General features: G+C 72.8%; 20 protein-coding genes and 1 riboswitch. Of the genes, 15 read left to right on the top strand and 5 right to left on the bottom strand.

Annotated features, from left to right (window positions below):
* The first annotated feature begins 387 nt into the window (after nucleotides 1-387).
* From ACOTKD_RS21970 to ACOTKD_RS21945, 6 genes are all read left to right on the top strand, one after another.
* Entirely contained in the window at nucleotides 388-2,508 is a 2,121-nt protein-coding gene (locus ACOTKD_RS21970; protein ID WP_424890696.1) for a DNA gyrase/topoisomerase IV subunit B, read from the top strand.
* 209 nt (nucleotides 2,509-2,717) lie between these two features.
* A complete protein-coding gene (locus tag ACOTKD_RS21965) occupies nucleotides 2,718-3,182 on the top strand; it encodes a DUF1453 domain-containing protein (protein WP_424890695.1) in 465 nt (154 codons plus the stop codon).
* 34 nt (nucleotides 3,183-3,216) lie between these two features.
* Nucleotides 3,217-4,374 (top strand): sensor histidine kinase, encoded by a 1,158-nt coding sequence (locus ACOTKD_RS21960; RefSeq protein WP_424890777.1) that lies wholly within the window; start codon nucleotides 3,217-3,219, stop codon nucleotides 4,372-4,374.
* Between the two features lie 110 nt (nucleotides 4,375-4,484).
* Nucleotides 4,485-5,174 carry a response regulator gene (locus tag ACOTKD_RS21955; RefSeq protein WP_424890776.1) on the top strand — a complete coding sequence of 230 codons (690 nt, stop codon included), beginning with the start codon at nucleotides 4,485-4,487 and terminating at the stop codon, nucleotides 5,172-5,174.
* 114 nt (nucleotides 5,175-5,288) lie between these two features.
* The gene (locus tag ACOTKD_RS21950; RefSeq protein ID WP_424890694.1) at nucleotides 5,289-5,747 is read left to right on the top strand and encodes a DUF485 domain-containing protein; all 459 of its coding nucleotides are present in this window, start codon (nucleotides 5,289-5,291) and stop codon (nucleotides 5,745-5,747) included.
* The gene (locus ACOTKD_RS21945; RefSeq protein WP_424890693.1) at nucleotides 5,744-7,336 is read left to right on the top strand and encodes a solute symporter family protein; all 1,593 of its coding nucleotides are present in this window, start codon (nucleotides 5,744-5,746) and stop codon (nucleotides 7,334-7,336) included. Before ACOTKD_RS21950 ends, ACOTKD_RS21945 begins: the two co-directional genes overlap by 4 nt.
* Before the next feature lie 94 nt (nucleotides 7,337-7,430).
* Here ACOTKD_RS21945 and ACOTKD_RS21940 read toward each other — a convergent pair whose 3' ends face one another.
* Together ACOTKD_RS21940 and ACOTKD_RS21935 are read right to left on the bottom strand one after the other, a co-directional pair.
* Entirely contained in the window at nucleotides 7,431-8,108 is a 678-nt protein-coding gene (locus tag ACOTKD_RS21940) for a response regulator (RefSeq protein WP_424890692.1), read from the bottom strand.
* Complete coding sequence (locus ACOTKD_RS21935) at nucleotides 8,105-9,769, bottom strand: sensor histidine kinase (protein ID WP_424890691.1); 1,665 nt, start codon at nucleotides 9,767-9,769, stop codon at nucleotides 8,105-8,107. The genes ACOTKD_RS21940 and ACOTKD_RS21935 overlap by 4 nt, the downstream gene beginning before the upstream one ends.
* Before the next feature lie 196 nt (nucleotides 9,770-9,965).
* Here ACOTKD_RS21935 and ACOTKD_RS21930 point away from each other — a divergent pair, with 196 nt between their 5' ends.
* The 3 genes from ACOTKD_RS21930 (at nucleotide 9,966) to ACOTKD_RS21920 (ending at nucleotide 12,867) form a co-directional block, all read left to right on the top strand.
* Nucleotides 9,966-10,805 (top strand): ABC transporter ATP-binding protein, encoded by an 840-nt coding sequence (locus ACOTKD_RS21930; protein WP_424890690.1) that lies wholly within the window; start codon nucleotides 9,966-9,968, stop codon nucleotides 10,803-10,805.
* 28 nt (nucleotides 10,806-10,833) lie between these two features.
* Complete coding sequence (locus ACOTKD_RS21925) at nucleotides 10,834-11,700, top strand: ABC transporter permease (protein ID WP_424890689.1); 867 nt, start codon at nucleotides 10,834-10,836, stop codon at nucleotides 11,698-11,700.
* A gap of 108 nt (nucleotides 11,701-11,808) precedes the next feature.
* A complete protein-coding gene (locus ACOTKD_RS21920; protein WP_424890688.1) occupies nucleotides 11,809-12,867 on the top strand; it encodes an ABC transporter substrate-binding protein in 1,059 nt (352 codons plus the stop codon).
* On the opposite strand, the gene ACOTKD_RS21915 is transcribed toward ACOTKD_RS21920, so the two are convergent.
* Nucleotides 12,851-13,822, bottom strand: coding sequence for a sucrase ferredoxin (locus tag ACOTKD_RS21915; RefSeq protein WP_424890687.1), 972 nt, complete (start codon nucleotides 13,820-13,822; stop codon nucleotides 12,851-12,853). The genes ACOTKD_RS21920 and ACOTKD_RS21915 overlap by 17 nt on opposite strands.
* Nucleotides 13,823-13,917: 95 nt before the next feature.
* The gene (locus ACOTKD_RS21910; RefSeq protein ID WP_424890686.1) at nucleotides 13,918-15,180 is read right to left on the bottom strand and encodes a citrate/2-methylcitrate synthase; all 1,263 of its coding nucleotides are present in this window, start codon (nucleotides 15,178-15,180) and stop codon (nucleotides 13,918-13,920) included.
* A 113-nt stretch (nucleotides 15,181-15,293) separates the two neighbouring features.
* Here ACOTKD_RS21910 and ACOTKD_RS21905 point away from each other — a divergent pair, with 113 nt between their 5' ends.
* Both ACOTKD_RS21905 and ACOTKD_RS21900 read left to right on the top strand, forming a co-directional pair.
* Complete coding sequence (locus ACOTKD_RS21905) at nucleotides 15,294-16,442, top strand: citrate synthase/methylcitrate synthase (RefSeq protein ID WP_424890685.1); 1,149 nt, start codon at nucleotides 15,294-15,296, stop codon at nucleotides 16,440-16,442.
* 17 nt (nucleotides 16,443-16,459) lie between these two features.
* Complete coding sequence (locus ACOTKD_RS21900; protein ID WP_424890684.1) at nucleotides 16,460-17,521, top strand: CobW family GTP-binding protein; 1,062 nt, start codon at nucleotides 16,460-16,462, stop codon at nucleotides 17,519-17,521.
* A 64-nt stretch (nucleotides 17,522-17,585) separates the two neighbouring features.
* Here ACOTKD_RS21900 and ACOTKD_RS21895 read toward each other — a convergent pair whose 3' ends face one another.
* The gene (locus ACOTKD_RS21895; protein ID WP_424890682.1) at nucleotides 17,586-20,042 is read right to left on the bottom strand and encodes a DNA gyrase/topoisomerase IV subunit A; all 2,457 of its coding nucleotides are present in this window, start codon (nucleotides 20,040-20,042) and stop codon (nucleotides 17,586-17,588) included.
* Nucleotides 20,043-20,280: 238 nt separating this feature from the next.
* Between ACOTKD_RS21895 and ACOTKD_RS21890 the strand changes: the two genes are divergently transcribed.
* The 4 genes from ACOTKD_RS21890 (at nucleotide 20,281) to ACOTKD_RS21875 (ending at nucleotide 25,209) form a co-directional block, all read left to right on the top strand.
* A complete protein-coding gene (locus ACOTKD_RS21890) occupies nucleotides 20,281-21,633 on the top strand; it encodes a M16 family metallopeptidase (protein WP_424890775.1) in 1,353 nt (450 codons plus the stop codon).
* A 35-nt stretch (nucleotides 21,634-21,668) separates the two neighbouring features.
* A complete protein-coding gene (locus tag ACOTKD_RS21885; RefSeq protein WP_424890774.1) occupies nucleotides 21,669-23,036 on the top strand; it encodes a M16 family metallopeptidase in 1,368 nt (455 codons plus the stop codon).
* Nucleotides 23,037-23,251: 215 nt separating this feature from the next.
* Nucleotides 23,252-23,407: riboswitch (cyclic di-AMP (ydaO/yuaA leader) on the top strand.
* A 13-nt stretch (nucleotides 23,408-23,420) separates the two neighbouring features.
* Nucleotides 23,421-24,230, top strand: a complete 810-nt coding sequence (locus tag ACOTKD_RS21880) for a M23 family metallopeptidase (protein WP_424890680.1) — start codon at nucleotides 23,421-23,423, stop codon at nucleotides 24,228-24,230.
* Between the two features lie 250 nt (nucleotides 24,231-24,480).
* A complete protein-coding gene (locus ACOTKD_RS21875; RefSeq protein WP_424890679.1) occupies nucleotides 24,481-25,209 on the top strand; it encodes a GntR family transcriptional regulator in 729 nt (242 codons plus the stop codon).
* Nucleotides 25,210-25,429: the final 220 nt, after the last annotated feature.

Raw genomic sequence — 25,429 nt, 5'->3', positions numbered from 1 at the left:
GCCGAAAACGTTCCCGCTCACGGCTTTTCCTCGAAAGTTCCTTCCGAGTCCCTTCCGAGACGGCCAGATCTTGACGGTTGGCGGCGAATGAGCCGTATTGCGTGGGCCTACGGTTTCACATCGCTGGGGGCTTTCGTCCTCCCGGCCGGCTTGCCGGTGTTCTTGAGGACGTGCCCGGAGCCTAAATGGTTCATGCCTCCAAGGGAACGTGATGTGCACGTCACTCCATCGTGTCATCGAACGTGTGATCGATGGCTGGACTAGCATGGTCGTTCCCACGGGTGGCTGCACAAAGGCTCTACCAGGCATCGGTACCCTCTGAACGGCAACCGGGCCGCCGGTCCGCCGACCGGGGCCGAAAAGAAATTCAGCGAGGAGCGAACCCGCGTGACCGCCGAAACGTCCGTGCCGTCCACTGCGCTGCTCACCGGGGCAGACCGGGACGGGTCCAACTACACCGCGCGGCACCTGCTCGTCCTCGAAGGTCTGGAAGCCGTCCGCAAGCGGCCCGGTATGTATATCGGCTCGACGGACAGCCGTGGTCTGATGCACTGCCTCTGGGAGATCATCGACAATTCCGTCGACGAGGCCCTCGGCGGCTACTGCGACCGCATCGAGGTGATCCTCCACGACGACGGTTCCGTGGAGGTGCGCGACAACGGCCGCGGCATCCCCGTGGACGTCGAGCCCAAGACCGGGCTGTCCGGCGTCGAGGTCGTCATGACCAAGCTGCACGCGGGCGGCAAGTTCGGCGGCGGCTCCTACGCGGCGTCCGGCGGTCTGCACGGCGTCGGCGCGTCGGTGGTCAACGCGCTCTCCGCCCGCCTGGACGTCGAGGTCGACCGCAACAGCCGGACCCACTCCATCAGCTTCCGCCGCGGCGTCCCCGGCATCTTCACCGAGTCCGGCCCGGACGCCCCCTTCGACCCGGCGAACGGCCTGCTCAAGGGGAAGAAGATCCCCAAGGCGCGCACCGGCACCCGCGTCCGCTACTGGGCGGACCGCCAGATCTTCCTCAAGGACGCCAAGCTCTCCCTGGAGACCCTCTACGGGCGCGCCCGGCAGACGGCCTTCCTGGTGCCCGGCCTGACGATCGTCGTCCGTGACGAGCGCGGCCTCGACGGCGCGGGCAGCACCGAGGAGGTCTTCCACTACGACGGGGGCATCAGCGAGTTCTGCGAGTACCTGGCGCAGGACAAGGCCGTCTGCGACGTGCTGCGCCTGACCGGGCAGGGCACCTTCAAGGAGACCGTGCCCGTCCTGGACGACCGCGGCCACATGACGCCCACCGAGGTCACCCGCGAGCTGGGCGTGGACATCGCCCTGCGCTGGGGCACGGGCTACGACAGCACGGTCAGGTCGTTCGTCAACATCATCGCCACCCCCAAGGGCGGCACGCACGTGACGGGCTTCGAGCGCTCGATCACCAAGACCGTCAACGAGGTGCTGCGCTCCTCCAAGCTCCTGCGCGTCGCCGAGGACGACGTCGTCAAGGACGACGCCATGGAGGGGCTCACGGCCGTGGTGACGGTGCGCCTCGCCGAGCCGCAGTTCGAGGGGCAGACCAAGGAGGTGCTCGGCACCTCCGCCGCGAACCGGATCGTGGCCAATGTGGTCGCGAAGGAGCTCAAGACCTTCCTGACCTCCACCAAGCGCGATGCCAAGCAGCAGGCCAGGGCCGTGCTGGAGAAGGTCGTCGCCGCGGCCCGCACCCGCATCGCGGCCCGGCAGCACAAGGAGGCGCAGCGCCGTAAGACGGCCCTGGAGTCCTCCTCGCTGCCGGCCAAGCTCGCCGACTGCCGCAGCGACGACGTCGAGCGCAGCGAGCTGTTCATCGTCGAGGGCGACTCGGCGCTCGGTACGGCGAAGCTGGCGCGGAACTCCGAGTTCCAGGCGCTGCTGCCGATCCGCGGCAAGATCCTCAACGTTCAGAAGGCGTCGGTCTCCGACATGCTGAAGAACGCCGAGTGCGGCGCGATCATCCAGGTGATAGGAGCCGGGTCCGGCCGGACCTTCGACATCGACGCGGCCCGCTACGGCAAGGTCATCTTCCTGGCCGACGCCGATGTGGACGGCGCGCACATCCGGATCCTGCTGCTGACCCTCTTCCAGCGCTACATGCGGCCCATGGTCGAGGAGGGCCGGGTCTTCTCCGCGGTCCCCCCGCTGCACCGGGTGGAGCTCATCCAGCCCAAGAAGGGGCAGGACAAGTACATCTACACGTACTCCGACAGCGAGCTGCGGCAGACGCTGCTGGAGCTGGAGCGGAAGAACGTGCGCTACAAGGACTCCATCCAGCGCTACAAGGGCCTCGGCGAGATGGACGCGGACCAGCTCGCGGAGACCACGATGGACCCGCGCCACCGCACCCTGCGGCGGATCAACATCAGCGACCTGGAAGCGGCGGAGCGCACCTTCGACCTGCTGATGGGCAACGAGGTGGCGCCGCGCAAGGAGTTCATCACCAACTCCGCGGCCACTCTCGACCGCTCGCGCATCGACGCCTGACGCGTCCCTCCCGGCTCCTCTCTCCCGGGTACCTCCTCGGTGCTCTCTCCACCCCTGGGTGGAGAGAGCACCGTCGTGCATCTCCACCCGGGACCCACCCGTGCTCCGATCCGCGGCCGGAGCCGGATCCGTAGTTTCGGAAGCGTTCGTCGTCAGCGCTTTTCCGGGATCCGCGGAGGCTCCTCATGCCGGGTATGGCCAATGGTCTGGTGATCGTTGCCGTTGTCGTGCTCACGCTGGTCCGGCAGGTCCGGCCGCAGCGGGTGAGCACCGACGCCAGGAGCTGGTGGGCCCTGCCGGCCCTGCTGGTCTTCCTGGCCGTGCGCGAGCCCGGGCTCATCGACCCCGCGCACCGTGCCGTGTCCGCCGGACTGCTGGCGGGCGGGGTCCTGGCCGGGCTCGCCACGGGGGCCGCCTGGGCGTGGAGCAGCCGCGTCTGGGCGGACGCGTCCGGCGAGACCTGGGCGCAGGGCAGCAAGGCGACGGCCGCGATATGGCTCGGCGGGGCCGCCCTGAGGCTGGGGCTGCACGGTCTGGGCGCGCTCGCGGGCGTCCACCAGGGGAGCTCCGCGACGATGGTGACCGTCGCCGCCGTGCTGCTGGCCCGTAGCGCCGTGGTCCTCCACCGCGTCCACGGCATACGCCCGGCGCACCGTGTCACGGCCGGCGGCTGACACCCGCTGCAAGGTGGAAGGATCGCGCGTGCCGATGGAGAACTGGACGGCCTGGCCCGCCCGCGAGGCCCTCTCCGGGGTCGGGGTGCCGAGGCGCCGGCAGGTGATGACGTGGGGGGTCAGAGGAGTCCTGGCGGCCCTGGTGCTCTGGGGGGCGCTGCGCAACGGCTCCTTCCACGGCTGGGGGTACGCGGCCCTCGCCGCGGGCTTCCTGGCCTGCGCCGCCGCGGTGCGGGGCTACTACCTCACCACCCTGGCGCGGCGGCCGGGGCCCTCCCTGGCGCTCCTCGGGGTGCTCCTGGGTGTGGGGGCGGCGGCCCAGCTGGCGGGGGAGCACACCTCGGCCGCCGTGCTCTGGGGCGGCACCGTCGTGATCGCCGTGGAACGGTTGCCGCTGCTCCACGCGCTGGCCGTCTCGGCCGTCACCACGGGGGCCTATGCCCTGGCGAGCACCGAGCGGCCGCTGGTGATCGCGGGCACGGTGGTGGCGCTGCCCTTCGTCGGCTACGCGCTCCGGCTGGACGAGGAGGCGCGGGGTGCCGGTTTCCGGCTGCTGGCCCAGGAACGGGCGGCACGGCGCGCGGAGGCGGAGTCGGCGGCGCTGGCCGAGCGGGCCCGGATCGCCCGGGAGATCCATGACGTGCTCGCGCACAGCCTGTCCGCGCAGATGGTGCACCTGGAGGCGGCCCGGCTGCTGATCGAGCGCGGTGAGGACCCGCAGCGGGTGCTGGAGCGGGTGGTGGCGGCCCGGGGCATGGCGCGCGAGGGCCTGGCCGAGACCAGGCAGGCCCTGTCCGCGCTGCGCGGGGAGCTGACCCCCGTGGAGGAGTTCCTACGGGAGTCCGCGGCGGGGGAGGGGGCGCGGCTGGAGGTGACGGGGGAGCCGCGCGCCCTGCCGGCCGAGGCCGGGCTGGCGGTGCGCAGGGTCGCGCAGGAGGCGCTGACCAATGTGCGCAAGCACGCGCCGGGTGCGCCGGTGGAGATGCGGTTCACCTACTTGGAGGGGTGGGTCGAGTTGTGGGTCCGCGACCGGGGGGCGCGCGGAGCGTCGGGAGAACTGGGAGCCGCTGGCTCCGGGTACGGTCTGCTCGGGATGAGGGAGCGGGCCGAGCTGCTGGGCGGCACGCTGGATGCCGGACCGGCAGGGTCCGGGGAGGAGGGGTTCGTGGTGCGTCTGCGGGTGCCCGCATGACGGGTGGCGGGGGCGGCGGCGTGGGCACCGGCAGTGGTGCGGGCGGTGACGGCGAGATCGCGAGGGTCGTCGTCGCGGACGACCAGACCGTGGTGCGCGAGGGCATCGTGATGCTCCTGGGGCTGCTACCGGGCATCGAGGTCGTCGGCGCGGCGGCCGACGGGGAGGAGGCGGTGCGGCTCGTCGCCGAGCACGCTCCGGATGTGGTGCTGATGGACCTGCGGATGCCCCGCTGCGACGGAGTGGAGGCCACGCGGCGCATCCGTGCCGAGCACCCGGCCACCCACGTCGTCGTCCTCACCACCTACGCGGACGACGACTCGCTGTTCCCGGCGCTCCGGGCGGGGGCGCGCGGCTATCTCACCAAGGACGCCGGCGGCGAGGAGATCGTCCGGGCCGTGCGGCACGTGATGTCGGGGGAGGCCGGGCTGTCGCCGAACGTACAGCGGCGGCTCCTGGAGCGGCTCTCGGATCCGGCCGCGGCCGGCGGTGCCGCGGCCGCCGGACCGGCCGCCGGTACGGGCTACGGTGCGGCATCCGCCGCATTCCCGGCCGCCGCGTCCCCGGCCCGCCGGGAGCTCCCCGACGGGCTCACCGCGCGTGAGGCGGAGGTGCTGTCGCTGGTCGCCGAGGGACTGTCCAACGCCGAGATCGCCCGGCGGCTGCACGTGAGCACGGCGACGGTGAAGACGCACATCAACAACCTCTTCGCCAAGACGGGCGCGCGCGACCGCGCCCAGGCCATGCGCTATGCCTTCCAGTACGGCATCGCGCGGCCCCCCGGGTCATCCATCACCTGATGGGGTGAACGTCGGGCCAACGGCCCGGCCCGGGCGGCGGCGTTCCGCCCATCCTTGGGTCCCTGACGGCGGGTGACACCGGTCGGCCGGGCCCGGCGACCCAAGGAGAGTTCGGTGGAGAAGCACGACAGACGCGGTTCCGGAGGAAGCGGTGCCGGAACGATTCAGCCGACCGCCCTGGACATCTACAGCGAGGTCCAGCGCGGCGCCGCCTTCCAAGAAGTGCGCCGCCGCTACCGCCGGTTCGCCTTCCCCGCGGCGGCCGCGTTCCTGCTCTGGTACCTGGCCTACGTGGTGACGGCGATCGCCGCACCCGGCCTGATGGCCCGCCAGGTGGCGGGCGCGCTCAACGTCGCGATGGTGGCCGGCCTCGCCCAGTTCGCCACGACGTTCCTGCTCACCTGGGCCTACGCCCGCCACGCCCGGCTGCACCGGGACCCGGCGGCGCTGGAGCTGCGCTGGGCGGTCACCCTGGAGACCCGCCAGGATCCCGCCTCCGCCCCTGTCCCCGCCCTGCCGTCCGCCCGCCGGGCCGGCGTTCCCGCCCTCCACCCGCGGGGTGAGCACCGATGACCGGCGCCCACCACGCCCTGGCCCTCGCCCTGTTCAGCGCCTTCGTCCTGGTCACGCTGGCCATCACCACCTGGGTGGGCCGCGGCCGCCGCGGTTCCCCGGAGGAGTTCTACGCGGGCGGCCGGCTCTTCTCCCCCATGGAGAACGGTTTCGCCATCGCGGGCGACTACCTGTCCGCCGCCTCCTTCCTCGGCGTCACCGGCCTCATCGCCCTCTACGGCTACGACGGCATCCTCTACACCGTCGGCTTCCTCGTCGCCTGGCTCGTCGTGCTCTTCCTCGTCGCCGAACTCGTCCGCAACTGCGGCCGGTTCACCCTCGCCGACGTCCTGGTGGCCCGGCTGCGCGAGCGGCCGGTCAGGATCGCGACCGGGGTCTCCTCCGTCACCGTCTCCGTCGTCTACCTCGTCGCCCAGATGGTCGGCGCGGGCAGCCTCATGACGCTGCTGCTGGGCGGCACCGGCGAGCGGGCCCGCGCCTGGACGGTCGTCGGCGTCGGCGTCCTGATGGTCGTCTACATCACCCTGGGCGGCATGCGGGCCGCCACCTGGATCCAGATCGTCAAGGCCGTCCTGCTGCTCGGCGGCACGACCGTCCTCACCGTCCTCGTGCTCCTGCGCTTCCACGGCGACCTCTCCGCCCTGCTCACCACCGCGGCCGGCCGCAGCGGCCACGGCCGGGCCTTCCTCGCCCCCGGCCTGAAGTACGGCGGTGACTGGACCTCCCGGCTGGACTTCGTGAGCCTCGGCCTCGCGCTCGTCCTCGGCACCGCGGGACTGCCGCACATCCTCTCGCGCTTCTACACCGTGCCCACGGCGCGCGCCGCCCGCCGCTCGGTGATCTGGTCCATCGGGCTCATCGGCACCTTCTACCTGATGACCGTCGTGCTCGGCTTCGGCGCCGCCGCAGTGCTCGGCTCCGGCACCGTGCGGGCCGCGGGAGCCGGCGGGAACAACGCGGTGCCGCTGCTCGCCCTCGACCTGGGCGGCGGCCCCGGGTCCACCGGCGGCACGGTGCTGTTCGCCGTGGTCGCGGCCGTCGCCTTCGCCACGATCCTCGCCGTCGTCGCGGGGGTCACGCTGGCCTCCTCCGCCTCGGTGGCCCACGACCTGTACCGGAAGCCGGGCCGCCGTGCCCGTACGCCCCGCAGCGAAGTGGCGGTGGCGAGGGCCGCGGCCGCCGGCACCGGAGCGGTGGCCATCGGGCTCGGCCTGCTCGCCCAGGACCTCAACGTCGCCTCCCTGGTGGGGCTCGCCTTCGCCGTCGCCGCCTCCGCGAACCTCCCCGTGCTGCTCTACTCGCTCTTCTGGCGGCGGTTCACCACCCGGGGCGCGGTCTGGTCGGTCTACGGCGGTCTGGTCCCGGCCGTGGTGCTCGTCGTCCTGTCACCGATCGTCTCCGGCGGCCCCGGCGCCATCTTCCCCGGCCTGGACTTCGCGTTCTTCCCGCTGGAGAACCCCGGCCTGGTCTCCGTCCCGCTGGCCTTCCTCGCCGGCTGGCTCGGCACGGTGACCTCGCCCGAACCGGCCGACGCCGCCGGGCACGCCGAGACGGAGGTGCGCTCGCTGACCGGCGCCGGCGCGGCGTGACGCCTCCGGCGCAGGCGGTGCGGGCACCGGCGCGTCGCGGCACCGCGGCCCGCCGGGCGGCGAACCTACCGTCCTGCCCCCCTCCGTCCTGAACCTACCGTCCCGTCCACGCGTACCGGTGCTCCGGACGGCCCGTCTCCCCGTACTTGAGGGTCAGGCTCAGCCGCCCGGACTCCTCCAGCCGCTTGAGGTAGCGCTGCGCCGTGGAGCGGCTCAGCCCCGACCGGGCGGCGACCTCGTGCGCGGACAGCGGGGACGCGGCGTCCGAGAGCACCTGCCGTATCAGCTCGGCCGTGGGCGCCGAGTGCCCCTTCGGCAGCGGCGTGCTGGTGGCGGCCGTGCGCAGCGTGCCGAAGATCCGGTCGACCTGGTCCTGCCCCGCCTCCTGCGCGTCGTCGAGGGTGCGGCGCAACTGCGCGTACGCCTCCAGCTTCACCCGCAGCCCGGGGAAGGTGAACGGCTTGACGAGGTACTGCAGGGCTCCGTAGCGCATGGCCGCCTGGACGGTCGCGACGTCGCGCGACGCCGTCACCATGATCACGTCGGTGAGGTCGCCCAGCTGCCGCAGGCGGCGGACGAGCCAGAGGCCGGTCTCGTCCGGGAGGAAGTGGTCCAGCAGCACCAGGTCGATGCCGCCCTTCTCCAGCACGGCCATGGCCTGAGCCGCGTTGTGGGCCTTGGCGCCGACGCGGAAGCCGGGGACCCGCGCCACGTACGCGGCGTTGATCTCGGCGACGCGGAAGTCGTCGTCCACGACCAGGACATCGATCATCGTTCACCCCTTCGAGTGAGCTGCTTGGGCTGCGGTGAGCGCAGCGCTTCGGGCAGCTCCACGGTGAACACCGCGCCGCCGCCCTTCCGTTCGCCCACCCGCGCGGAGCCCCCGTAGCGCTCGGCCAGCCGCCGTACGAGCGAGAGACCGAGCCCGCGGCGGCGGTGCGGGGCGGCCTCCTTGGTGGACCAGCCGTCGGTGAAGACCAGTTCGCGGACCGCGGCCGGCACCCCGGGGCCGTTGTCCGCCACGCGGACGACGAGCGTCTCCCCGACGGCCCGCAGCTCCACCTCCACGAACGGAGGACCGGCCGCCCGGTGGGACCCCGCCGCGTCCAGGGCGTTGTCCACGAGGTTGCCGAGCACGGTGACCAGGTCGCGCGGGTCCACGACCCGGTCGGGCAGCCGGGTCGCCGGGCTCACGCGCAGGGCCACGCCGCGCTCCGCCGCGACCGCGCTCTTGCCGACCAGCAGGGCGCCCACCAGCGGGTCGCGGACCCGCTCGGTGACCTCCTCGGCCGTCGCCCGGTGCGCGCCGGTGACCTCGGCGACGAAGTCGGCGGCCTCCTCGTGCAGGCCGAGCTCCAGGAGCCCGGCGATGGTGTGCAGGCGGTTGGCGTGCTCGTGGTCCTGGGCGCGCAGGGCGTCCGTCAGGCCGCGGGTGCCGTCGAGTTCGCGGCGGAGCTGCTCCAGCTCGGTGCGGTCGCGCAGGGTCGCCACGGTGCCGCCGTCGGCCGTGTCCCTGCGGTTGACGACGAGCACCCGCCCGTCGCGGACGGTCAGCAGGTCGGTGCCCGTCACCCGGCCGGCCAGCACGTCCGTGGTGCGGCCGGGCGGCAGCACGCCGTCCAGGGGGTGGCCGATGGCGTCCCGGCCGATGCCCAGCAGCCGCGCGGCCGCGTCGTTGACGAGACGCACGCGGCCGTGCCGGTCGAGGGCGACCACGCCCTCGCGGATGCCGTGCAGCATGGCCTCGCGCTCGTCCAGGAGGGCGGAGATCTCGGTGAGTTCGATGCCGTGGGTGCGCTTGCGCAGCCGGCGGGAGGCGGCGATCGCGGCGATCGCGCCCACGCCGAGGGCCGCGCCGGCGTACGTGAGGATGCCCGGCACGGCCCGCAGCAGCAGGGCGTGCACGTCGTCGTAGGCGATGCCGACGGAGACGGCGCCGACGACGGCTCCCTCGCCGTCGCGCAGGGGCACCTTGCCGCGCGCGGAGCGGCCGAGGGTGCCGCGCTCGATGCCCGTCCACTCCCGGCCGCCGAGGACGCTGCCGGGGTCGGAGCTGACGTGCTCCCCGATCCGCTCCGGGACGGTGTGGGAGTAGCGGATGCCGCGGGTGTCGACGACCACGACGTAACTCGCGCCGGTGGCCAGCCGGATGCGCTCGGCGTCGGCCTGCACGGGTCCGCCGGGGGAGGGCGGCCCGGCCAGCAGGCTGTGCGCGATGCCGGGCTGGGCCGCGGTGGCCCGGGCGATGGTCAGGGCCCGGAGCTCGGCCTGGTCGTCGAGCTGGGCGGCCAGGGGCGCGAGGAAGAGCCCGGCGGCGAGCCCGGTGACCCCGGTGATGATCAATAGCTGGACGAGCAGCACCTGGGCGAAGACGCGGCGCGGCCAGCGGGGGCGCATGCGGGTCCCCCTCCTGCCGGTCGTCGTGGTCCTCATGTGCGCCTCCGGCGTCATCTTCCGTGGCGCCTTCGTCGCTCTTTGTTGTTCTACCGCGCGCAAAACGAGCAGAACAGGGTTCGTGCACTCAAGCCGCACAGCGCTCACAAGGCTGTCTGTGCGCCACGCGCCACATCTAGCCTCCAGCACCGGCCACCCCCTTGGCCGGAAACCTGCACAGGAGGAGGCGGCAAGCATGATCAGTGGCACCCCGCCGGGCCACGCTCCGGCGATCGAGCTGCGCGGCGCGAGCAAGGTGTTCCGTACGCCGTCGGGCGCCTCGCACACCGCCGTACGGGATCTCGGCCTGACCGTGGAGCAGGGCGAGTTCGTGGCGGTCGTCGGCCCGACCGGCTGCGGGAAGTCCACCACGCTCACCCTGGTCAGCGGCCTGGAGGAGCCGACCGAGGGCGAGGTGCTGGTCGGCGGCGAGCAGGTGACCGGAATCCGGCCGGAAGTCGGCTTCGTCTTCCAGCAGGACGCCGTCTTCCCCTGGCGGACGGTGCTGTCCAACGTGACGGCCGGGCCGCGCTTCCGCGGTGTGCCCAGGGCCGAGGCGCGGGAGCGGGCGCGCGACTGGCTCGGCCGGGTGGGGCTCGCGGCCTTCGCCGACCGCTATCCGCACCAGCTCTCCGGCGGCCAGCGCAAGCGCGTCGCGCTCGCCCAGACCTTCGTGTGCGACCCGGCGATCCTCCTGATGGACGAGCCCTTCTCGGCGCTCGACGTACAGACGCGGGCCCTGATGTCGGACGAGCTGCTGGAGCTGTGGGGCGGCTCCCACGGCGGACGGACCGCCTCCGTCGTCTTCGTCACCCACGACCTCGAAGAGGCCATCGCCCTCGCCGACAAGGTCGTCGTGATGACCGCCGGGCCGGCGACCGTCAAGCAGGTCTTCCCCGTACGGCTGCCGCGCCCGCGCAAGGTCGAATCCATCCGTCTGGAACCCGAGTTCGTGGAGATCTACCGCGAGATCTGGTCCTCCCTCGGTGAAGAGGTCCGCATCACCCGTGAGAGGGGTGCTTCCCGTGTCGCATGATTCGGCCGATTCCGGAGGGGCGTCCGTGATGCTTGAGGCGGCCGCATCCGTGGGCGCCCCCGCCGCCCTGACCATGGAGCGGTCCCTCACCCGCGCGAAGGCCGCCCGCCGGCGCAGGCTCACCGTGTACGCCGCGCGGGTGCTCGTGCTCGCCGTCGTGCTGGGCGCGTGGGAGCTGATGGCCCGCAACGGCGTCATCGATCCGTTCAACTTCTCGATGCCGTCGAAGATCTGGGACCAGATCGCCCAGTGGACGCTCCACGGCACCGCGCAGGGCTCGCTCGGCGAGCAGATCTGGTACACGCTCTACGAGGCCCTGCTCGGCTGGGTGCTCGGCGTGACCGGCGGCGTGGTGCTCGGGATCGCGCTCGGCCGGGTGCGCTTCCTGGCCGACGTCTTCGGCCCGTACATCAAGGTCCTCAACGCGCTGCCGAGGATCGTCCTCGCGCCGATCTTCCTGATCTGGTTCGGGCTGGGGCCGGCGTCCAAGGTTGCGTCGGCGGTCGTCCTGGTCTTCTTCCCCGTGTTCTTCAACGCCTTCCAGGGCGCTCGCGAGGTCGACCGCAATCTGGTGGCCAACGCCCGCATCCTGGGCGCGAGCAACCGCCGGGTGACGCTGCAGGTCGTCATTCCCTCGGCGACCTCCTGGATCTTCACCAGCCTGCACGTCAGCTTCGGCTTCGCGCTCATCGGCGCGATCGTCGGCGAGTACATCGGCGCGACCAAGGGGATCGGGCTGCTGGTCTCCGCCTCGCAGGGCACCTTCAACACGGCGGGCGTGTACGCCGCCATGGTGATCCTCGCCGTCGTCGCGCTGCTCGCGGAGGGGCTGCTGACCTTCGCCGAGAAGCGGCTCTTCCGCTGGAAGCCGGGCGGTTCCGGGCCGGGGGAGTGACGGCACGCCGCAGCTCCCTCCCGCCCGCCCCCACCGCACCCCCACACCCCCCAGCATGTCCTGCACGTCCTGTTCGTCCCCGCGAACCACCGACCGTAAGGAACAGCGATGCGAACGTTCAGCAAGACCGCCGGAGCCCGCGCGGGCGCCGTCGCGGCGGTGATGTGCCTGCCCCTGGCCGGGTGTGCCGACGAGTCGTCGACGAACAAGCCGAACCCGGCGCTCGAGGCGGCGAAGGGCGACATCGTCAAGATCATGGTCGGCGGCCTGGACAAGGTCATCTACCTGCCGGCGGTCCTCACCCAGCGGCTCGGCTACTTCCAGGAGGAGGGCGTCACCGTCGACCTGCTCACCGAGCCCGCGGGCGTCCAGGCCACCACGGCCCTCGTCTCCGGCGAGGTCCAGGGCGTCGTCGGCTTCTACGACCACACGCTCGACCTGCAAGTGAAGGGCAAGCAGGTGGAGTCCGTGGTCCAGCTCGCGCAGACGCCGGGGGAGGTCGAGGTCGTCTCGAAGAAGGCCGCGGGCGAGCTGGCCTCGCCCAAGGACTTCAAGGGGAAGAAGCTCGGCGTCACCGGGCTCGGTTCCTCCACCGACTTCCTGACGAAGTACCTGGCGGTGAAGAACGGGGTGAAGGTCAGTGACTTCACGCCGGTGGCCGTCGGCGCGGGGCAGACCTTCATCTCCGCGCTCCAGCAGGGTTCCATCGACGGCGGGATGACCACCGACCCGACGGTCGCGCAGATCGTCGCCAAGGACGCCGGCAAGGTGCTCGTCGACATGCGCACCCCCGAGGGGTCGCGGGCGGCGCTCGGCGGCCTCTACCCGGCGTCCAGCCTCTACATGAACACCAGCTGGGTCGACGGCCACAAGGACGTGGTGCAGAAGCTCGCCAACGCCTTCGTGAAGACCCTCGCGTGGATGTCCGAGCACACCCCGGAGGAGATCGCGGCCAAGATGCCCGAGGACTACGCCAAGGCCGGCAAGGACCTCTACGTCCAGGCGATCAAGAACACCCTGCCGATGTTCACCAAGGACGGGGTGATGCCCGAGGACGGGCCCAGGACGGTCCACGAGGTGCTGAAGTCCTTCAACCCCGACCTCAAGGGAGCCAAGGTGGACCTGCAGAAGACCTACACCACGGAGTTCGTCAAGAAGGCCGGCTGACGGCACCCGGACGGGAAGGGCGCGGGCCGGTCAGCGCCTCTGCGGGGACGTCCGTACGAAGGGGAGTGACGGATATGACGTCCATCCGCGCGGGCGTGCCGGGAGCACGTCCGCAGCTCTCCGGCCGGGCGGGCTCCGCGGCGCCCTGTTCGACGGCAACCTGCCAGGCCCGGCCGTCGGCGTGGGCGACGGTCACCGACCAGTGCGGTGCCGCGCCCTCGGTGTGCGTCACGTCGAAGGCGTCCGCGTCCTCCTCTCCGGTCAGTTCGCGCACCGCCAGCTCGGCCGCCTGGGCCGGGCGCTCCCAGGCCGAGCGGCCCCGGCAGTCGCCGGTGACGATCCGGCGGTCGCGCACCGCCTCCAGGACGTCCTTGACGCCGTGGGCGGTGACCCGGCCGTACGCGTAGCCGTACGGGAGGACGAAGAGCGTCGGGGAGAAGCGGTGGCCGCCGATGTGGGTGACCTCCCACGCCTCCGCCCCGGACGCGGCCAGCTCGGCGGCGAGGGGGCGGCCCAGCAGGGCGCAGCAGCGGTCGCGCTTGCCGTTGGTGCACACGAACACCAGCGGGTCGCCGTCGTAGGCCTCCCACAGGCCGCCGTGCTCGCCCGCGCCGAGCGCGGCGAGGTCCAGCCGGGTCAGCTCCGCGGGGTCGGCGATCGCGGCGGTGCGGATCCAGGAGCGGCCCGGGGCCGTGTGGGCGGCGAACACCCGGTGGGTGCCGGGCTGGTGGCAGTCGGCGTGCCGGCCGGGGCGGCGGATCAGCGCGGTGCGGACGCCCGTGCCCTCTGCGGCCGTGTCCAGCGCCCGCCCGACGGCGGGGTCGAGGTGGCTCGCGGTCAGCGCGTCCGCACCCCAGGGCCCGGGCTGCTCGACGAGCAGCCACGTCCGTGCGGTGGCGGCGGTGCCGGCCAAGGGCTCGGCGAGCTGGCGGGAGGCGGTCGCGCACGTACTCACGAAGGTAAGCCTAACCTGAGTTGCCGGTGTTCGTATGACGGGACGGCCGGGACGGCTGAAGTCCGTGGGGTGGCCTGAAAGGGTCTCTCGGGGCGTCAGGGCAGAGGCTGGGGCGGCGTGGGGCCGGAGTACGCGCCCGAGGGCCGCATCCGCATGGGGCGCTCCCCGTACTCCTCCAGGGCGTGCGCGATCCAGCCGGCCGTACGGGCCACCGCGAAGACGGTCTCCCCGGCCTCGGGCGGCATCTGCGCGGAGACCGACAGCACGGCCAGGGCGAGGTCCACGTTGGCGTGCAGGGCGACGTGCCGGGCCGTCGTCGCCTCGACCTCCCGCGCCGCCGCGAGGGCGTCGGCGGCGGCCGGCACGGTCTCCAGCCGGGCGAAGAGAGCCGTGGCACGGGGGTCGGGACCCTTGTAGAGCCGGTGGCCGAGGCCGGGCACGCGGCGCCCGCCGCGCAGGTGGTCGGCCACGACCGCGCCCGCGCTGCCCCGCTCCAGCACCTCCGTCAGCATCCGGTGCGCCGGCCCGCTCGCGGCACCGTGCAGCGGGCTCTCCACGACACCGAGGCCGGCCGTGACGACCGCGTAGGGGTGGGAGCGGGCCGAGGCCGCGACCCGCACCGCGAGCGTGGACGCGGCCAGGTCGTGGTCGATGAGCAGCACGAGGGCCGCCTCCAGGGCGCGCAGTGACGCCTCGTCGGGCGCCTGCGCGGTCAGCCGCGACCACAGCCGGCGGGCCAGGGGCCCGCCGCCGTCCTCCCGGGGCAGCGGCCCGGCGGCCGGCAGGGCGTCGACCAGCGTGGGGATCAGGCCGCGCGCAGTGCCGAGCACGGCCTGCGGCGAGAGGTCGAAGCGCAGCGGGTCCGCGGCGGCCGCCGCGATCGCGGCCACCCGCAGCCGGTCGGCGGGCCCGCCGTGCGCGGGCAGGGAGCCCACGGCGCGGAGCGCCGCGATCAGCGCGTCGTGCGGGGCGGTGAACCGCGTGCCGCGCCGCAGCCGGCCCGTCCACAGCCAGTCCGCGACCTCCTCGTAGGTGTACCGCTCCGCCAGGGCGGTGGCGTCCACCCCCCGGTAGTAGTACCGGTCCTTGTCGATGAGCGTGATGCCCGTACGGATCGCCGTCTCGCCGCCGAACGCCGTCTCGCGCCTGCTGCGCCGCAGGAGGGCGTCGACCTCGCGCGCGTCGAAGGTGCTGCCGCGCCCGCCGGGGCCGCGGCGGCTGCTGAGCTGGCCGCGGCTGACGTACGCGTAGACCGTCTCCGGCTTCACGCCGAGCCGCTCCGCGACCTCGCGCGTGGTCAGCCGCCGGTCTTCCGCCCCGGCGTGCGCCTCGCCGCCGTCCGTTCTGTGGTCCGCCATGGGGCACACGTTATCCACCCCTCTACATTGATTCGAATCAACATTGACAAGTATTGAGTCAAGCATGGACAGTCGCATCAAGATCTGATCGATCGCCTGCTGAGGAGGCAGCCATGCCGATCACCGATGTGCCCCGTGGACTGGCCGGCGTCGTCGTCACCGACACCGCGCTCGGTGACGTCCGCGGCCAGGAGGGCTTCTACCACTACCGCCAGTACTCGGCCGTCGAACTCGCGCGGACGCGCTCCTTCGAGGACGTCTGGCACCTGATGTTCCGCGGATCCTTGCCGGACGCGCAGCAGCGTGCCCGCTTCGCCGCCGAGACCGCCGCCCTGCGCCACCTGCCGCAGGACGTGCGCGAGGCCCTGCCGGGCATCGCCCGCGCCGGCGCCCGCTCGGGCCCCCTCGCCGGGCTGCGCACCGCGCTGTCCCTGCTCGGCGCCTCCGCCGGGCTCCGGCCCCTCTACGACATCGCCCCCGCCCGGCGCGAGGCCGGCGCGCTCGCCGCCTGCGCCGCCGTGCCCACCCTGCTCACGGCCCTGTACCGGCTCGGGCGGGGCCTGGAGCCCGTGGAGCCGCGCGACGACCTGCCCCACGCCGCCAACTACCTCTACATGCTGACCGGGACCGAGCCCGGCCCGCGGCAGGCCCGCGCCGTCGAGCAGTACCTCGTCTCCACCATCGACCACGGCTTCAACGCCTCGACGTTCACCGCCCGCGTCATCGCCTCCACCGGCGCGGACCTCGCCGCCTGCCTGTGCGGCGCGATCGGCGCCCTGTCCGGCCCCCTGCACGGCGGCGCCCCGAGCCGGGCCCTGGACACCCTCGACGCCATCGGCACGCCGGACCGCATCGACGAGTGGATCCGCGCCCGCGTCCTCGCCGGGGAACGGATCATGGGCTTCGGGCACCCCGTCTACCGCACCGAGGACCCCCGCTCCCGGATGCTCCGCGGCATCGCCCAGGAGTTCGGCGGGAGCCTCGTGGAGTTCGCCGTCGAGGTCGAAGGCCGAGTGGAGGCGATCCTCGCCGAGCTCAAGCCCGGCCGGGAGCTCCACACCAACGTCGAGTTCTACGCCGGCGTCGTCATGGAGCTGTGCGGGCTGCCGCGCGAGATGTTCACCCCCACCTTCTGCGCGGCCCGCGTCGTCGGCTGGAGCGCCAATATCCTGGAGCAGGCGGACGACTCGAAGATCATCCGCCCGGCGGCCCGGTACACGGGCCCGCCCCCGCCCCAGCCGGTCCCCGCCGCGCTCGACTGACGATGGAGGCGCCCCCCGTGGCCAAGCGACAGATCCCGGTCATCGTGCTCGCAGGATTCCTGGGATCGGGCAAGACCACGCTCCTCAACCACCTCCTGGGGAGAAGCGGGGGCACCCGCATCGGGGCGGTCGTCAACGACTTCGGCAGCATCGAGATCGACGCCATGAGCGTCGCCGGCCAGGTCGACTCGATGGTCTCGCTGGGCAACGGCTGCCTGTGCTGCGCCGTCGACACCAGCGAGCTCGACGGATTCCTGGAGAAGCTCTCCCGCCCCGCGGCCCGCATCGACGTCATCGTGATCGAAGCGAGCGGACTGGCCGAGCCGCAGGAACTCATCCGGATGATCCTCGCCAGCGACAACAAGGACATCGTCTACGGAGGGCTCGTCGAGGTCGTCGACGCGGCCGAGTTCGACGCCACCCGCGCCACCCACCCCGAGCTCGACCGGCACGTCGCGATCGCCGACCTCGTCGTCCTCAACAAGGCCGACAGGATCGGCGACGAGGCCCGCGAGGAGCTCCTCGGCACTCTGGCGGAGCTCAGCCCCGGCACGCCCGTCGTACCGGCCTCCTACGGGCGCATCGACCCGGAGCTGCTCTTCGACCGCAAGCCGCGCGAGGAGGACACCGCGGCCGTGCGGCAGCTGTCCTTCGAGGACCTGCACGCCGACGGCGAGGACGACGGCCACGACTGCCACGACGGCTGCGACCACAGCGGGCACCTGCACGCCGCCTACGAGAGCATCGAGTTCGTCTCCGCGGAGCCCGTCGACCCGCGGCGGCTGATGGAGTTCCTCGACAGCCGGCCGGAGGGCCTCTACCGCATCAAGGGCTTCGTGTACTTCGGCATAGCCGGGCACAAGCACAAGTTCGCCGTGCACGCCGTGGGCGACTTCCTGCGCTTCTACCGCTCCTCCTGGGCCCGCGCCGAGGAACGGCTCACCCAGCTCGTGCTGATCGGCAGGGGAGTCGACGTCGGGGCACTGCGGGCCGGTCTGGAGCGCTGCCGCGTCACCGAGGGAGAGCCCCTCGCCGAGGAGCACACCATGTGGGGCGTCCTTCGGTACGCACAGGCCTGACGGTACGCACAGGCCTTGCGGGGGCGCCCTTCGCGCCCCCGCCCGCTCACCTTCCGCGCTCGGGTTACACCGGGCCCGCGATCGCGCTCACCGGCTTCGCCAGGGGCGTGCCCGAGCCGTCACGGCGCGGGTCGGCCTCCGGCAGCTCCACCGGAGCGCCCTTCGCATCCGCGGCCCGCGCCGGGGCCGCTCCCGCCCAGGCCATGACCAGGCAGTCCTCGCCCTTGAGGAAGCGCTGGCAGCGCACGCCGCCCGTCGCCCGCCCCTTGCGCGGGTACTGGTCGAACGGCGTCAGCTTCGCCGAACCCTCCGTGGCACCGCCCATGCCGCCCCGCGCCCCGGCCCGGGTGAAGACCACCGCGTCGGCCGCGGGGTCGATGGCCGTGAAGGAGATCACCTTCGCGCCCGCGGACAGCTTGATGCCCGCCATACCGCCCGCCGGGCGGCCCTGCGGACGCACCTGCGAGGCCTGGTAGCGCAGCAGCTGGGCGTCGTCCGTGAGGAAGACCAGGTCCTCCTCGCCCGTCCGCAGCTCGGCCGCGCCGACGATCCGGTCGCCGTCCTTGAGGGAGATGACCTCCAGCTCGTCCTTGTTGGCCGGATAGTCCGGGACCACGCGCTTGACGACGCCCTGCTCCGTGCCGATCGCGAGACCCGGCGAGGACTCGTCCAGCGTGGTGAGGCAGACGACCGTCTCGCCGTCCGCCAGGGACAGGAACTCCGGCACCGGCGCGCCGCCCGACAGGCTGGGAGCCGCCGCCGTCTCCGGCAGCTGCGGGAGGTCGATCACCCGCAGCCGCAGCAGCCGCCCGGCCGAGGTCACCGCCCCTACCTCGCCCAGGGCCGTCGCCGGCACCGCCGAGACGATCACGTCGTGCTTGACGCGCTTGGCCTCGCCCGCGGCCGGCGGGAACGGCTCGCCCGTGGCCGTACGGGCCAGCAGGCCGGTGGAGGACATCAGGACGCGGCACGGGTCGTCGGCGACCTGCAGCGGCACCGCCGACGCCGGGGCGCCCGCCGACTCCAGCAGGACCGTACGGCGGTCGGTGCCGAACTTCTTCGCCACGTCGGCCAGTTCGCCCGAGACCAGCTTGCGCAGCTCCGCGTCGGACTCCAGGATCCGCGTCAGCTGCTCGATCTCCTCGTTCAGCCGGTCGCGCTCGGACTCCAGCTCGATGCGGTCGAACTTCGTCAGCCGGCGCAGCGGGGTGTCCAGGATGTACTGCGTCTGTACCTCGGAGAGGGAGAAGCGGGCGATCAGGGCCTCCTTGGCCTGCGCCGCGTTCTCACTCGATCGAATGATCCTGATGACCTCGTCGATGTCGAGCAGCGCCACCAGCAGGCCCTCGACCAGGTGCAGCCGGTCGCGCCGCTTGCCGCGCCGGAACTCGCTGCGCCGCCGCACCACCTCGAAGCGGTGGTCGACGTAGACCTCCAGGAGCTCCTTGAGGCCCAGGGTCAGCGGCTGGCCGTCGACCAGCGCCACGTTGTTGATGCCGAAGGACTCCTCCATCGGCGTGAGCTTGTAGAGCTGCTCCAGGACGGCCTCGGGGTTGAAGCCGTTCTTCACCTCGATGACCAGGCGCAGGCCGTGGGCGCGGTCGGTGAGGTCCTTGACGTCGGCGATGCCCTGGAGCTTCTTCGAGCCGACCAGGTCCTTGATCTTGGAGACGACCTTCTCGGGGCCGACGGTGAAGGGCAGCTCGGTGACCACCAGGCCCTTGCGGCGGGCCGTCACGTTCTCCACGGAGACGGTGGCGCGGATCTTGAAGGTGCCGCGGCCGGTCTCGTACGCGTCGCGGACGCCGCTCAGGCCGACGATCCGGCCGCCCGTGGGCAGGTCCGGGCCGGGGATGAACTTCATCAGCGTCTCGAGGTCGGCGCCCGGGTGCTTGATCAGGTGCCGGGCGGCGGCGACGACCTCGCCGAGGTTGTGCGGCGGCATGTTCGTCGCCATGCCGACGGCGATCCCGGACGAGCCGTTGACCAGCAGGTTCGGATAGGCGGCGGGCAGGCTGACGGGTTCCCGCTCGCTGCCGTCGTAGTTCGGCGCGAAATCGACCGTGTCCTCGTCGATGGACTCCGTCATCAGCGACGTCGGCGCCGCCATCCGGGCCTCGGTGTAGCGCATGGCCGCGGGCGGGTCGTCATTGCCGAGCGAGCCGAAGTTGCCGTGGCCGTCCACCAGGGGCAGCCGCATGGAGAACGGCTGCGCCATGCGCACCAGGGCGTCGTAGATCGAGGCGTCGCCGTGCGGGTGCAGCTTTCCCATCACCTCGCCGACGACGCGGGCGCACTTCACGTGGCCCCGGTCGGGCCGCAGGCCCATCTCGTTCATCTGGAAGAGGATGCGGCGCTGGACCGGCTTGAGACCGTCGCGCGCGTCGGGCAGGGCCCGGGAGTAGATGACGGAGTAGGCGTACTCGAGGAAGGAACCCTGCATCTCGTCGACGACGTCGATGTCGAGGATGCGCTCCTCGAAGTTCTCCGGCGGCGGGGTCTTCGTGCTGCGGCGGGCCATCGCGGCTGCGGCTCCTTCGATCGATTGCCGAGGCAGGGTGCTGACGCGGACCATTGTGGACCGCGCCACTGACAACACCGGACACGACCCGTCCGTAAGGGGGCACCGCGCCGGGAACTTCGCCGGATGTCAGCGCGCTTGCATACAGTGACAGCACTGTTCATCACGCGAGCCAACGCGCACGAGCTCGTCGCGCACGGGCGCGAGATCTCAAGCGATCGAAGGGACGTACATGCCCATGGGTCACACGGCCACGCAACAGGCCGGTACCGGCGGCCTCACAGCGACCGAGCACCGCCTGGCCAACGGCCTGCGGGTGGTGCTCTCCGAAGACCACCTGACCCCGGTCGCCGCCGTCTGCCTCTGGTACGACGTCGGCTCGCGCCATGAGGTCAAGGGCCGCACGGGCCTCGCCCACCTCTTCGAGCACCTTATGTTCCAGGGCTCGGCCCAGGTCAAGGGGAACGGCCATTTCGAGCTGGTGCAGGGCGCCGGCGGCTCCCTCAACGGCACCACCAGCTTCGAGCGCACCAACTACTTCGAGACCATGCCGGCCCACCAGCTGGAGCTGGCCCTGTGGCTCGAGGCCGACCGGATGGGCTCGCTGCTCACCGCCCTCGACGACGAGTCGATGGAGAACCAGCGCGACGTCGTCAAGAACGAGCGCCGCCAGCGCTACGACAACGTCCCCTACGGCACCGCCTTCGAGCGGCTGACGGCCATGGTCTTCCCCGACGGCCACCCGTACCACCACACGCCGATCGGCTCCATGGCCGACCTGGACGCGGCCTCCCTGGAGGACGCCCGCGCCTTCTTCCGCACGTACTACGCGCCGGGCAACGCCGTCCTGTCGGTCGTCGGCGACATCGACCCCGAGCAGACGCTCGCCTGGATCGAGAAGTACTTCGGCTCCATCCCCGCGCACGACGGCAAGCAGCCCCCGCGCGACGGCAGCCTCCCCGACACGATCGGCGAGCAGCTCCGCCAGGTCGTCCGCGAAGAGGTCCCGGCGCGCGCCATGATGGCCGCCTACCGCCTCCCGCAGGACGGCTCCCGCGAGGCCGACGCCGCCGACCTGGCCGTCACCGTCCTCGGCGGCGGCGAGTCCTCCCGGCTCCACAACCGCCTCGTCCGCCACGACCGCACCGCCGTCGCCGCCGGTTTCGGCCTGCTGCGGCTCGCGGGCGCCCCCTCGCTGGGCTGGCTGGACGTCAAGGCCTCCGGCGGCGCCGAGATCCCCGACATCGAGGCCGCGGTCGACGAGGAGCTGGCCCGCTTCGCCGCCGAGGGCCCGACCCCCGCGGAGATGGAGCGCGCCCAGGCCCAGCTGGAGCGCGAGTGGCTGGACCGGCTCGCCACGGTCAGCGGCCGCGCCGACGAACTGTGCCGCTTCGCGGTGCTGTTCGGCGACCCCCAGCTCGCCCTCACCGCCGTGCAGCGCGTCCTGGACATCACCCCCGAGGAGGTGCGGCGGGTCGCCCAGGCCCGCCTGCGCCCCGACAACCGCGCCGTGCTGGTGTACGAGCCCACCGAGAGCGCAGCCCCCGCCGCCGACGAGAACGCCGACGCAGAAGAGGAGACGGCCAAGTGAGCGACGCCGTGGCCGCTGACCCCGCCCAGCCCTCCATGAAGTTCCACCCGCAGCCCCAGGCCGGGCCCGCGGCCCCCTGGGCCTTCCCCGCCCCCGAGCGCGGCACGCTCCCCAACGGCCTGACGGTGCTGCGCTGCCACCGCCCCGGCCAGCAGGTCGTCGCCGTGGACATCAACGTCGTGGCCCCCCTGGCCGCCGAGCCCGAGGGCCTCGACGGCGTCGCCACCATCATGGCGCGCGCCCTGTCCGAGGGCACCGACAAGCACACCGCCGAGGAGTTCACGGCCGAGCTGGAGCGCTGCGGCGCCACCCTCGACGCCCACGCCGACCACCCGGGCGTGCGCCTCTCCCTGGAGGTGCCGGCCTCCCGGCTCACCAAGGCCCTCGGCCTCGTCGCCGACGCCCTGCGCGCCCCGGCCTTCCCGGACAACGAGGTCGAGCGCCTCGTGGGCAACCGCCTGGACGAGATCCCGCACGAGCTGGCCAACCCCTCCCGCCGGGCCGCCATGGCGCTCTCCAAGGAGCTCTTCCCGGCCGGCTCGCGGATGTCCCGGCCCCGCCAGGGCACGGAGGAGACCGTCGCCCGCATCGACGCCGCCTCCGTCCGCGCCTTCTACGAGGCCCACGTCCGGCCCGCCACCACGACCGCCGTGGTCGTCGGCGACTTCACCGGCATCGACCTCGACGCGGCCCTCGCCGACTCGCTCGGCGCCTGGACGGGCTCCCCGGCCGAGCCGCACCCGCTCCCGGCGGTCACCGCCGACGACACCGGCCGCGTCGTCATCGTGGACCGCCCCGGCGCGGTCCAGACCCAGCTCCTCATCGGCCGCACCGGCGCCGACCGGCACGACGCGGTGTGGCCCGCCCAGTCCGTCGGCACGTACTGCCTCGGCGGCACCCTCACCTCCCGCCTGGACCGCGTCCTGCGCGAGGAGAAGGGCTACACCTACGGCGTCCGGGCCTTCGGCCAGGTGCTGCTGTCCTCCCCGGAGGGCACCGGCGCGGCCATGCTGGCCATCAGCGGCTCGGTGGACACCGCCTCCACCGGCCCCGCGCTGCAGGACCTGTGGACGGTGCTGCGCACCCTCGCCGCCGAGGGCCTGACCGACGAGGAGCGCGACTCCGCCGTGCAGAACCTCGTCGGCGTCGCCCCGCTCAAGTACGAGACGGCGTCGGCCGTCGCCGGGACGCTGGCCGACCAGGTCGAGCAGCACCTCCCGGACGACTTCCAGGCGCGGCTGTACGAGCGCCTCGCCGCGACGGGCACGGTGGAGGCCACGGCCGCCGTCGTCAACGCCTTCCCGGTCGACCGGCTGGTGACGGTGCTCGTCGGCGACGCCGCGCAGATCGAGGAGCCGGTCCGGGCCCTCGGCATCGGCGACGTGACGGTGATCACGGGCTGAGCCCCGGCGGCGGGCCGCTCCGCCGACCCGCCGTCAACCGGCAGGCACGCGCGCACGAGAGGCGCGCGTGCCTGCCAAATGTCCGGTTTAGCGGAGTGGTTGCACGTCTGCGCTGTGGCGTGGGACACAAAACAGTGCTTCTGTTTGCCGATCGAAAGTGACGGCGTCTAGCGTCGAAGCGTCTGTCCGTCAGATGTGCGTCGCATCCGCGGCCCGGGCAGACATCGCCGAGTCCCCGTACGGCGCGAGCCAGGGGAGCCGGGGACCCAAGTGTCCCTGGGGTGAATCGGGCCCCTTTCCGGAGGGATCCGTAGGAGACCTTCCTGCTCCGAACCCGTCAGCTAACCCGGTAGGCGAGAGGGAAGGAAAGGACCAGCCTCACCCATGGCGTTTACTCGTGCCACCGGGAAGCACCGCAAGCCGAGCCGCGCCGTTCGCGTCAGCGCGAACGCGGCGGGCATAGCCACCCTCGCCGCCACCGGTGTCGTCGCGGGCTTCGCCGCACCGGCGCTGGCCGCCACCCCCGACGACGTCCACCGTCCCACCGAGGACACCGGCCTGACCCAGGCCGTCGTCATCGGCGAGGACACCGCCGGCCGCATCGGCGAGCAGGCCCAGGTCCAGACCAGCGCCGCGGCCGAGAACACCGCCGTCCACGCCGCCGAGACCGCCGCCAAGCAGCAGGCCGCCGACGTCAAGAAGGCCGACGACGAGGCCAAGCGCAAGGCCGAGGCCGAGCGCAAGGAGCAGGAGCGCATCGCCCGCGAGCAGGAGCGCAAGCGCCTCAACACCTTCGTCTCGCCGATCGCCGGCTCGTACGTCTCCACGTCCTACAAGGCCTCCAGCGGCCTCTGGTCCTCCGGCAGCCACACCGGCGTCGACTTCCACGCCGAGACCGGCACCTCGGTCCAGGCCGTGGGCGCCGGCACCATCGTCGAGGCCGGCTGGGGCGGCGCGTACGGCAACAACGTCGTCATCAAGCACAACGACGGCACGTACACGCAGTACGGCCACCTGTCGTCCATCGACGTCTCCGTCGGCCAGAGCGTCACCGCCGGCCAGCAGATCGGCCTCTCCGGCGCCACGGGCAACGTCACCGGCCCGCACCTGCACTTCGAGGCCCGCACGGGCGCCGTCTACGGCACCGACATCGACCCGGTCGCGTACCTGGCCGAGCACGGCGTCTCCGTCTGACGCACCGCGGACTCCGGCGCCCAGCGCGCCCCATCGCCTGACGAAGGCCCCGGCCCACCGGCCGGGGCCTTCGCCGTGCCCGGACCGCCCCGCGCCGTGGCCGCCGCCCGCCTCGTGTTGGCCAAAACATATCGATGACTTCCCGTGCGCCGTCGGAAATCGCGGGCCACTGCAATAGAGTCGCTGAACAAACGTCAATCGGCCGCGTTTCGCGGGGGTTATCCGGAGGTTCACCCATGCGGGGCCGTACGTGAACGGTGAGGGGACAGCGGCTCAGGAGAGCCGTCGCATTTCCGCGCATGCCGTGTGCACGGCGATTCGTGACGACATTGTTTCCGGTACGTTTCCGCCCGGCAGCCGGCTCACCGAGGAAGTCCTCGCGCGCCGCTACGGGGTCTCCCGCGTGCCCGTGCGCGAGGCGCTGCGCACCCTCGCCTCGGAGGGGTTCGTGACCACCCGGCGGCACGCCGGCGCGTGCGTCGCCGAGCCCACCGAGCAGGAGGCCGCGGATCTGCTGGAGGTGCGCGCCCTGCTGGAGCCGCTGGGCGCCGCGCGCGCCGCTCAGCGCCGCACGGAGGCGCACCTGAAGGTGCTGCGCGGGCTGGTCAGGCTGGGCCAGGAGCGGGCCCGCGGCGGCCGTACGGGCGAGCTGCGGCCGCTGGGCGACTGGTTCGACGAGACGCTCGCCCAGGCGTCCGGCAGCCCGAGCATCGCGGGGCTGCTCACCCAGCTGCGGCTGAAGATCGCCTGGGTGTACGCGGCGGAGCCGCCGGTGCGGCCCGTCGACACGTGGGAGCTGCTCGGCGCCCTCGTGGACGCCGTGGCCCGCGGCGACGCCGAGCGGGCCCGGGCGATCGCCGCGGCCCGCGCGGACCGGGCGCCGGGGGAATTCCGGCTGCGGCGCTCCGTGCCGGCGGCGCGGCCGGGGACCGCCCGGAATAGGGAGCCCGCCGCGAGAACGGTGATCTCCGGTTCTTGAAGTGCGCCCGCGCATATTTACGCCCGGAGTTCCGGAGTTACCGAGGGAAATGTTCTTCAGGCGAACTTGCGCCTATGGAATGTGATGCCTGTGCGGCGGTAATGCCATGGATTTCGCTCGGGCGCGACGCTCGGGAACGACAACGGGGCCGCGGCGGCCTCCCTCGGCCGCCGCGGCCCCGGCGTCGCCGAGGCCGGTGGTCGGGCCGGGTCTAGGCCCA

The organism is Streptomyces sp. XH2, assembly GCF_049725035.1.
In the GTDB taxonomy this organism is placed as follows: Bacteria; Actinomycetota; Actinomycetes; order Streptomycetales; family Streptomycetaceae; genus Streptomyces; species Streptomyces roseoverticillatus.
Note: the sequence above shows the minus strand (reverse complement) of the source record. Positions and strands in the feature narration are given on the sequence as shown.